Source organism: Pseudomonas sp. SDO5591_S426, from assembly GCF_054070755.1.
The window spans coordinates 1-7,594 of sequence record NZ_JBSVXD010000229.1; the positions used below are offsets into that span (position 1 = coordinate 1).

Genomic DNA, 7,594 nt, shown 5'->3' on the forward strand with positions numbered 1-7,594 from the left:
GGCTCAGTGCGATCCTTGTAGGAGCAAGGCTTGCCCGCGATAGCGTCAGTGGCCTTCACATATGTGTCAGGCCAGACTATCCGGATCCCCAAAAAACATCTGAATCCGCGACCGCAACCAACGCTCACCCGGATCATTGTCCTGCGACCCGCGCCACGCCATGTGCAATTCAAAGCTTTGCACCGGCATCGGCGGATCTTCCGCTCGCACACCACCAGCCGCTGTCAGCGCCTCAGCCGTGTAGTCCGGCACGGTGGCGACGATGTCGGTCCCGCTCAGCAATGTGCTCAGCCCGTTGAACTGTGGCACAGCGAGCACTACATGCCGTTTGCGCCCGAGCTTTTCCAGTTCTTCATCTATAAAGCCGCTGAGGTCGCCAGCGAACGACACCAACGCGTGAGGCCGTGCGCAGAAGTCATCCAGGCTCAACGGCCCTGGCACGGTGTCGGCCCGCAACAGCTTCGGCGAGCTGCGGCGCAAGACTTTGCGCTTGGCATTCGCCGGCAGATCGGTGGTGTAGCTGACGCCGATGGAGATTTCGCCGGACGCCAGCAATCCCGGCATCAGGATGTAGTTGACCCGCCGCACCACCAGCACGATCCCCGGGGATTCGGCGCGCAGGCGCTTGAGCAGCATCGGCAGCAGGGCGAATTCGACATCGTCCGACAGCCCGATACGGAACACAGCGGTGCTGGTGGCCGGGTCGAATTCGGCCGCCCGACTGACGGCAGTGGAAATCGAATCCAGCGCCGGAGAGAGCAGGGCGAAGATTTCCACGGCTCGCGCGGACGGCTCCATGCTGCGGCCAGTGCGTACAAACAGCGGGTCATCGAACAGCCCGCGCAGGCGCGAGAGCGCCGCGCTGATGGCTGGCTGGCCGAGGAACAGCTTCTCTGCAGCGCGAGTCACGCTGCGTTCGTGCATCAGGGTTTCGAATACGATCAACAGGTTCAGGTCGACACGCCGCAGGTCATTACGATTCATCTGGAGTCCTGGCAGAGTCAGCAAACTTGACGTGAGCGGCCATATGAGAACAATGGCCAGCAGGAATATTACGGGGAAAGGCTGGTACTCTGCACCGAGTAATTCAGTTTTCCTACAAAGGCTGCTTTGGTTTCTTACGACATTTGACGACGTTGCCGCTGATGCGGAATCAATGACAGGCATGTCGACTATTAATAGCCACTGATAGTGTTGGGTTGAAAGCCCAGCTAGAGTTCATGGCATTAGAGGTTCATTTGGCGAGGTTTGCGATGTCCCGCACGATCCGTTTTCACAAGTTTGGTCCAGCCGAGGTGCTCAAATGCGAAGAGCATGCGGCCGCTCTGCCTGCACCGGGTGAAGTGCAGGTGCGCGTCGAAGCCATTGGCATCAGCTGGTATGACACGCTCTGGCGTCAAAACCTGGCGTCGTCCCGTGCTCAACTGCCATCCGGCCTTGGTCAGGAAATGGCCGGTGTCGTCACTGCGGTGGGCGAAGGTGTCGATGACCTGGCGATAGGTGACAAGGTCGCCAGTTTCCCGGCTCAAAGCCCGAACGACTATCCGGTTTATGGCGAGTTGATTGTGCTGCCGCGCTCGTCGCTGACCCGTTACCCGGATGTGCTCAACCCGATTGAGGCCAGCGTGCATTACACGCCGCTGTTGATCGCTTATTTCGGCTACGCCGATCTGGCACGGGTCAAACCCGGGCAATTTGCCTTGGTTACTGACGCCAGCCACTGCGCCGGCCCCTCGTTTGTGCAACTGGGCAAGGCGTTGGGTGTACGGGTGATTGCCGCGACCAAGTCGGCGGACGAACGTGAGTACCTGCTGTCGCTGGGTGCCGAGAAAGTGATTGTCACCGAGGAAGAAGATCTGCTGATGCGGATCAACAAGATCACCGACAATCGCGGCGTGGACGTGGTGTTCGATGGTCTGGGCGGCCCACAGATGTCGCTGTTGGGTGACGTGTTGGCACCGCGTGGCAGTTTGGTCCTGTACGGCCTGCAAGGCGGCAACCAGACGCCATTCCCGGCCTGCGCAGCGTTCCAGAAGAACATCCAGTTCTTCGTGCACTGCATCGGTAACTTCACCGGCAAGCCGGAACTGGGCATCATCCAGGACCAGGTCGCACTGCAACGCGCCTTGCGTGACATCAACCAGCTCACCGCTGACCGCGTGCTGCTGCCGCTCAAGACTCGGGTTTTTCCGTTTACCGAGTTTGTCGAAGCCCACCGCTACATGGACGAATGCCCATGCCGCGAAAGGGTCGCCCTCCAGGTCGAACCGGCGTAACCCACCTTAAAGAGTCCGTACCCACGGACTCTTTTGCTTTCAGCACTTTCCTACACGAGACATCCCATCGAATCGTCGATGGGACCGTTCAGCAACTGAACTGGTTTTTGCTCTCGATCTGTATCTTCTAATCAGCAACTAAGCCCTGATAATTGGATGATTACTTTCATCTCAAGGAATGAGTCATGGACGGGTATCAGTTCGATACTTTTCGATGCGCTGCGGGAATACCTATTCAAAAAGTAGCGCGCTCTTACACGGCTGCCGAACTATCGTGCGCTAGTTATTTCTTTATTTTATGTATTAAACGTCTGTGGGACGTTGTCGGACATTTCCTAGGATGTCGAGAGCAACCCGCAGCAACCCCTTCAGCGCGGGGCTTCCAGCCTGCACAAAGCGTACGGCGCTTGCGGTGCTACCCAGTCGCCAGAAATGTTGGCTTGAAAATTTAAGTGCTAGCATTTGGCAATAACGCTCAACTTCGAATCTTGTTCAGGCCATTCCCTGCGCTGTGCGTGCAGTTGTTTGCGCAATATCAAGCTTATAAGCATCAGGTAAATTAAGATGACCAACATCCATGACCAAGCGATGAACTACGTCTATCAACAAATACTGCAGCGACTGGTGGGTTTCTTTTCCCGAGCCGAACGCACGGCATTGCAGTTGTTGATGCAACGCCTGGGAGTTGCAGCCGGAGGCATGGAGCGCATAGGCGATTACAAGGTGCTGGCGATCCAGTCGGGCTCCCGTGACAGTTGCTACACCCTGGCGCTGCTGCGTGCCGCCCAACTGACGATCGCCAGCCGCGCGCCGGCGACGTTCCAGTTGCGGGTAGCGACCTTGCGTTTGAACGGCAGCAATCCGACGGCGCTGGAAAACATCCATCGCACCTACAGCGCACTGTTTCTCTACGACGATCCACGGGTTGAGGTCCTGATGGTTGATAACCGGGAAGTCCTGCCGTTCGACCATGCAGCACCGATTTCCCTAGCTGCCAGCGAAGCCAATCGGACGAACCTGCTGATGCTGGGCCATCGCCGTGATTGCGACGGACCGCTGCACCTGTGGGATGACGCCTATCTGGCCACCGGTGAGTTCTACGGGCAAATCGCACGCTGGAACCATGGCGTCGATGCCTTGGTCATCAGCGACACTCCGCGCCAGCAGAAACTGTTCATGGAGGGATTGAAACGAGCGGCCGACAAGGCAGGATTTCACCCTTCGAACCGCCATGAGCCAGGCTACGCCGGGTTATTCAGCTTGCTGGACGAACTGGGTCGCGAAGACTTCCGGCGGTGTTACGCCGAGGAAGGCCTGGCGTCGTGGCGCCCGGCCGAACAGTTCGAAACCTGTCGTCGCTCGACGCTGATCGACATCCACGACATGTTGGTCAGTAACCTGGAAGAGCGTTGGCCACTGCTTACCGAGTTTCTCGGATTCCAGGCAGACGAATTGGCGGCCCAGCTGAGTGATAACGAGTACGTCAGTCTCTCGGTCTCAGCGCACTTGCGAGGGCTGCATGCCTGTTTTGTCGAAGGGCGCAGCTACGAGGCGGGCGTCGCCGAATACCTGCAGCGGGCCCTGGTAATGATGCGCCGCAAACAACTGCCGGAGCGCTTGTGCGAACAGGCGGAGGAGGTGTTCGGCAACCCGGCGACGCTGGCGCAATTGCGCACACGCACGGCAAGCGAGGCGCAACACAGCCTTGGCCTGACCGAGGCTCAACTGGTATGCCTGTTGTTCGCGCCGTTCAATGACAATGCCGCGAACCTTGAACGTTTTCTGCGCCAGTGCCACCCCGGCATGCTGGTAGCCATGCCGGATTTGCACCGGGCCATGCAGGGGAAACCGGTCGCGGATCAGATCATGCAATGGATGGTCGACGTCAGTGGGTTGCCGGTCGGTCTGATTGGCAAGCTCTACAGTCTCGGCCCGGTGCCTGTGGATCAGGACAGGGCGCTGGAGCCTGCAACTGACGAACCGGACCTGGACACCGAAGCGGCGGATGACGATATCTCGGTGGCGAGTGAATGGTCAGCAGGTCGTTAACCGTGCACGGTTGCTTGCCATGAAAGGTCCTCGCGAAACGGATTTCGCCTACCAGGCCGTTTACCGTTACCTCACCGGACTGATCGGTGAAACTGTCAGCCACACGCGGGTGCGTTTGCCTTCGTTGCGTGAATTGGCCGAGCGTCTGAACGTGTCGATCTCGACCATTCAATACGCGTACTCGCTGCTGGAGAAAGAAGGGCGGGTGTATTCGGTGGCCAAGTCCGGTTATTACGCGCCGCCAGCCCCCGCCATCAACACGCTCTACAGTGGCAACGACTTGCTCGAAAGCGTTTACGTCAATGCTCGCCGCCCGGGCATGCTGGTCCTGAGTGGCGATGAACCGGCATTGCTGCAGCCGATCGACAGCCCGCTGTTACTGCTGGAAAGAGAGCTGCTGCGCCAGTATCCGCGCCAGCCGCAACCGAACTCGCAACCTTGTGGCGAACTGGAACTGCGTATGGCGCTGGCCGCACGCTACACCACGTCACCGGTGCGTTGCTGGCACGCCGATGATGTGTACATCGGCGCAGACCTTCGCGGAGTGCTGGAAATACTGATCGCTGTGTTGGACCTCAAGGACGCCACGGTGGTGATCGAATCACCTTGCGACTGGGGGATATTGCGTCTGCTTCAGACGGCGGGCGTGCAGGTGATTGAATGGCCGCTCCGGGCCGATGGCAGCCTTGACCGCGAACACCTCAAGGACTTGCTTGATACCGAGCCCGTGCGCCTGGTGATGGTTTCATCGGGGCTGAACATGCCTCGCGGCAGTCAGGCGCCGGAGGAAAACCGACGAGCCATTGCGCAGTTGCTGGAACGGTACGACTGCTGGGTCTTGGAAAACGACTGTTACGGTGAACTCGCTTTTGAATCCGAAGGCCTGCGGTTTCGCGATCTGCTGGCACCCGAACGCCTGATCGTGTTTTCAACGTTCGAGAAAATCGTCGGGCCGGAAGCGCCCTTCGGTTACTTGCTCTCGCGGCATTTGGCCGTCGAATGGCAGCGACACTTTCTGTTGCGCGCCTTTCGCCTGTCACCGATTCGGCAGAAAGCCATTGCCCGGCTGTACAGCAACGGACGCATCGATCAGCACTTGCAATTGCTGCGGCGCAGGCTCAAGGACAGCAAGGAGCAAATGACCCAATTGCTGGGCGAGCGGCTGGGTGATGCCCTGCAATTCGTCGAGCCGGAAGGTGGCGCAACGGTTTGGTTGCGCACATCGCAGCGGGTCGATGTGCGTCAGGTGTTTCAGCGCCTGCTCAAGCAACAGGTGGTAATCGCGCCTGGGGAGTTGTTCAGTCTTCAGGGATTGCACACGCAACATCTGCGCTTGAGTCACAGCTTCGGAAGTGACTACGATCTCGCCACCGCGTTGGGACTGTTGGGGGACGCGTTGCGCCGGGCGTCGATCGACTGAGTAGGGCGGCTGGGGATTTATAACATTGAGCGTCAGTTCAGCCGGGATCGATAACGTCGCGCTGCGGTCAAACTGCCAGTAAACTGCGTTCCAATTCCTGAACCACTCTATTCCAGAGGTTTTGCATGACACTCAGTCATTTTGCGGGTAAACCGGCACCGGCAGAATTGTTGGTCGACATCCCGCGACTGGTAACGGCGTACTACACCGGCCAGCCAGATGACGCCATCTCCACCCAGCGTGTGGCTTTCGGCACGTCCGGGCACCGAGGCAGCTCCTTCGACTTGAGTTTCAACGAATGGCACGTTCTGGCGATCAGCCAGGCGATCTGCCTGTATCGCGAGGCCCAGGGCATCGATGGCCCGCTGTTCGTCGGCATCGATACCCATGCGCTGTCCACTCCGGCTGGCGCCAGTGCCCTGGAAGTGCTGGCGGCCAACGGCGTGACGGTGATGATTGCCGAAGGCGACGAGTACACGCCGACCCCGGCGATTTCCCACGCGATTCTCTGCTACAACCGCGGCCGCACGTCGGGCCTGGCGGACGGCATCGTGATCACGCCGTCGCACAACCCGCCGCAAAGCGGTGGCTACAAATACAACCCTACCAATGGTGGCCCGGCCGATACCCACATCACCAAGTGGATCGAAGCCAAGGCCAACGAACTGCTGGGCAACAAACTCGCCGGCGTCAAGCGCATCAGCTACGAACAAGCCCTGAAAGCCAGCACCACCCATCGTCACGATTATCTGAACACCTACGTCGCCGACCTGATCAACGTGATCGACTTCGACGCCATTCGTGACGCCAAGCTGCGTCTGGGTGTCGATCCGCTGGGCGGAGCGGGGGTGCGCTACTGGTCGGCGATTGCAGAGCATTACCGCCTCGACCTGGACGTGGTGAACAAAGAGGTCGATCCGACCTTCCGTTTCATGACCGTCGACTGGGATGGCCAGATTCGCATGGACCCGTCGTCCACTCACGCCATGCAGGGCCTGATCGGCCTCAAAGAGCGCTTTGACGTTGCGTTTGCCTGCGACCCTGACCACGACCGCCATGGCATCGTGACCCCGTCCGGTGGCTTGCTGGCACCGAACAACTACCTCGCGGTGTCCATCGATTACCTGTTCCAGAACCGTCCGCAGTGGCGCGCCGATGCTGCCGTGGGCAAAACCGTGGTCAGCAGCGGCTTGATCGATCGCGTGGCCAAGCGCCTGGGTCGTCGCTTGTACGAAGTGCCGGTCGGCTTCAAGTGGTTTGCCGATGGCTTGTTCGACGGTTCTTTGGGCTTTGGCGGTGAAGAAAGTGCCGGCGCATCGTTCCTGCGCAAGGACGGCGGCGTCTGGAGCACCGACAAGGACGGTTTGATTCCGGCGTTGCTGGCCGCTGAAATGACCGCCCGCACCGGTCGCGACCCAAGCCAGGCCTATCGTGCCCTGACCGATGAACTGGGCGAACCGTTCTCCGTTCGGGTCGACGCCAAGGCCAACCCGGAACAGAAAGCCTTGCTGAGCAAGCTGTCGCCGGCGCAGGTTACTTCGACCGAACTGGCAGGCGAAGCCATCCAGAGCATCCTCAGCCACGCACCGGGCAACGACCAGGCCATCGGCGGCTTGAAGGTCATGACCGAGAACGGCTGGTTCGCGGCACGTCCGTCGGGCACCGAGGATATCTACAAGATCTACGCCGAAAGCTTCGTGAGTGATGACCACCTGAAGCAGTTGGTGGCAGAGGCTCAGACGTTGGTGGATGGTGCTATTTCTGGGAAGTAACTGACGGCCTCATCGCGGGCAAGCCCGCTCCCACAAAGTTTTGTAGTGTTCAAAGCCCTACACGGTCCCTGGCATCA

Annotated in this window: 5 protein-coding genes; 4 read left to right on the forward strand and 1 reads right to left on the reverse strand. The window is 59.4% G+C overall.

All coding sequences use genetic code 11. From position 1 onward, the window contains the following. Positions 1-66: 66 nt before the first annotated feature. Positions 67-984 carry a LysR family transcriptional regulator gene (locus ACW9JC_RS26950; protein ID WP_338580821.1) on the reverse strand — a complete coding sequence of 306 codons (918 nt, stop codon included), beginning with the start codon at positions 982-984 and terminating at the stop codon, positions 67-69. Between the two features lie 269 nt (positions 985-1,253). Here ACW9JC_RS26950 and ACW9JC_RS26955 point away from each other — a divergent pair, with 269 nt between their 5' ends. The 4 genes from ACW9JC_RS26955 (at position 1,254) to pgm (ending at position 7,517) form a co-directional block, all read left to right on the forward strand. Then, on the forward strand, positions 1,254-2,276 hold the full coding sequence (locus ACW9JC_RS26955; protein ID WP_448107825.1) for a zinc-dependent alcohol dehydrogenase family protein: 1,023 nt from the start codon (positions 1,254-1,256) through the stop codon (positions 2,274-2,276). Between the two features lie 564 nt (positions 2,277-2,840). Further along, positions 2,841-4,325, forward strand: a complete 1,485-nt coding sequence (locus ACW9JC_RS26960) for a hypothetical protein (RefSeq protein WP_457458809.1) — start codon at positions 2,841-2,843, stop codon at positions 4,323-4,325. Between the two features lie 19 nt (positions 4,326-4,344). Continuing rightward, positions 4,345-5,745 carry an aminotransferase-like domain-containing protein gene (locus ACW9JC_RS26965; RefSeq protein ID WP_457458811.1) on the forward strand — a complete coding sequence of 467 codons (1,401 nt, stop codon included), beginning with the start codon at positions 4,345-4,347 and terminating at the stop codon, positions 5,743-5,745. A 125-nt stretch (positions 5,746-5,870) separates the two neighbouring features. Continuing rightward, positions 5,871-7,517 carry a phosphoglucomutase (alpha-D-glucose-1,6-bisphosphate-dependent) gene (pgm, locus tag ACW9JC_RS26970; protein ID WP_457458813.1) on the forward strand — a complete coding sequence of 549 codons (1,647 nt, stop codon included), beginning with the start codon at positions 5,871-5,873 and terminating at the stop codon, positions 7,515-7,517. The last annotated feature ends 77 nt before the right edge of the window (positions 7,518-7,594 follow it).

Bases quoted from the DNA above. Each gene is read 5' to 3' on its own strand.
- ACW9JC_RS26950 (WP_338580821.1), bottom strand. From the start codon at position 984: ATGAATCGTAATGACCTGCGGCGTGTCGACCTGAACCTGTTGATCGTA.
- ACW9JC_RS26955 (WP_448107825.1), top strand. From the start codon at position 1,254: ATGTCCCGCACGATCCGTTTTCACAAGTTTGGTCCAGCCGAGGTGCTC.
- ACW9JC_RS26960 (WP_457458809.1), top strand. From the start codon at position 2,841: ATGACCAACATCCATGACCAAGCGATGAACTACGTCTATCAACAAATA.
- ACW9JC_RS26965 (WP_457458811.1), top strand. From the start codon at position 4,345: ATGAAAGGTCCTCGCGAAACGGATTTCGCCTACCAGGCCGTTTACCGT.
- pgm (WP_457458813.1), top strand. From the start codon at position 5,871: ATGACACTCAGTCATTTTGCGGGTAAACCGGCACCGGCAGAATTGTTG.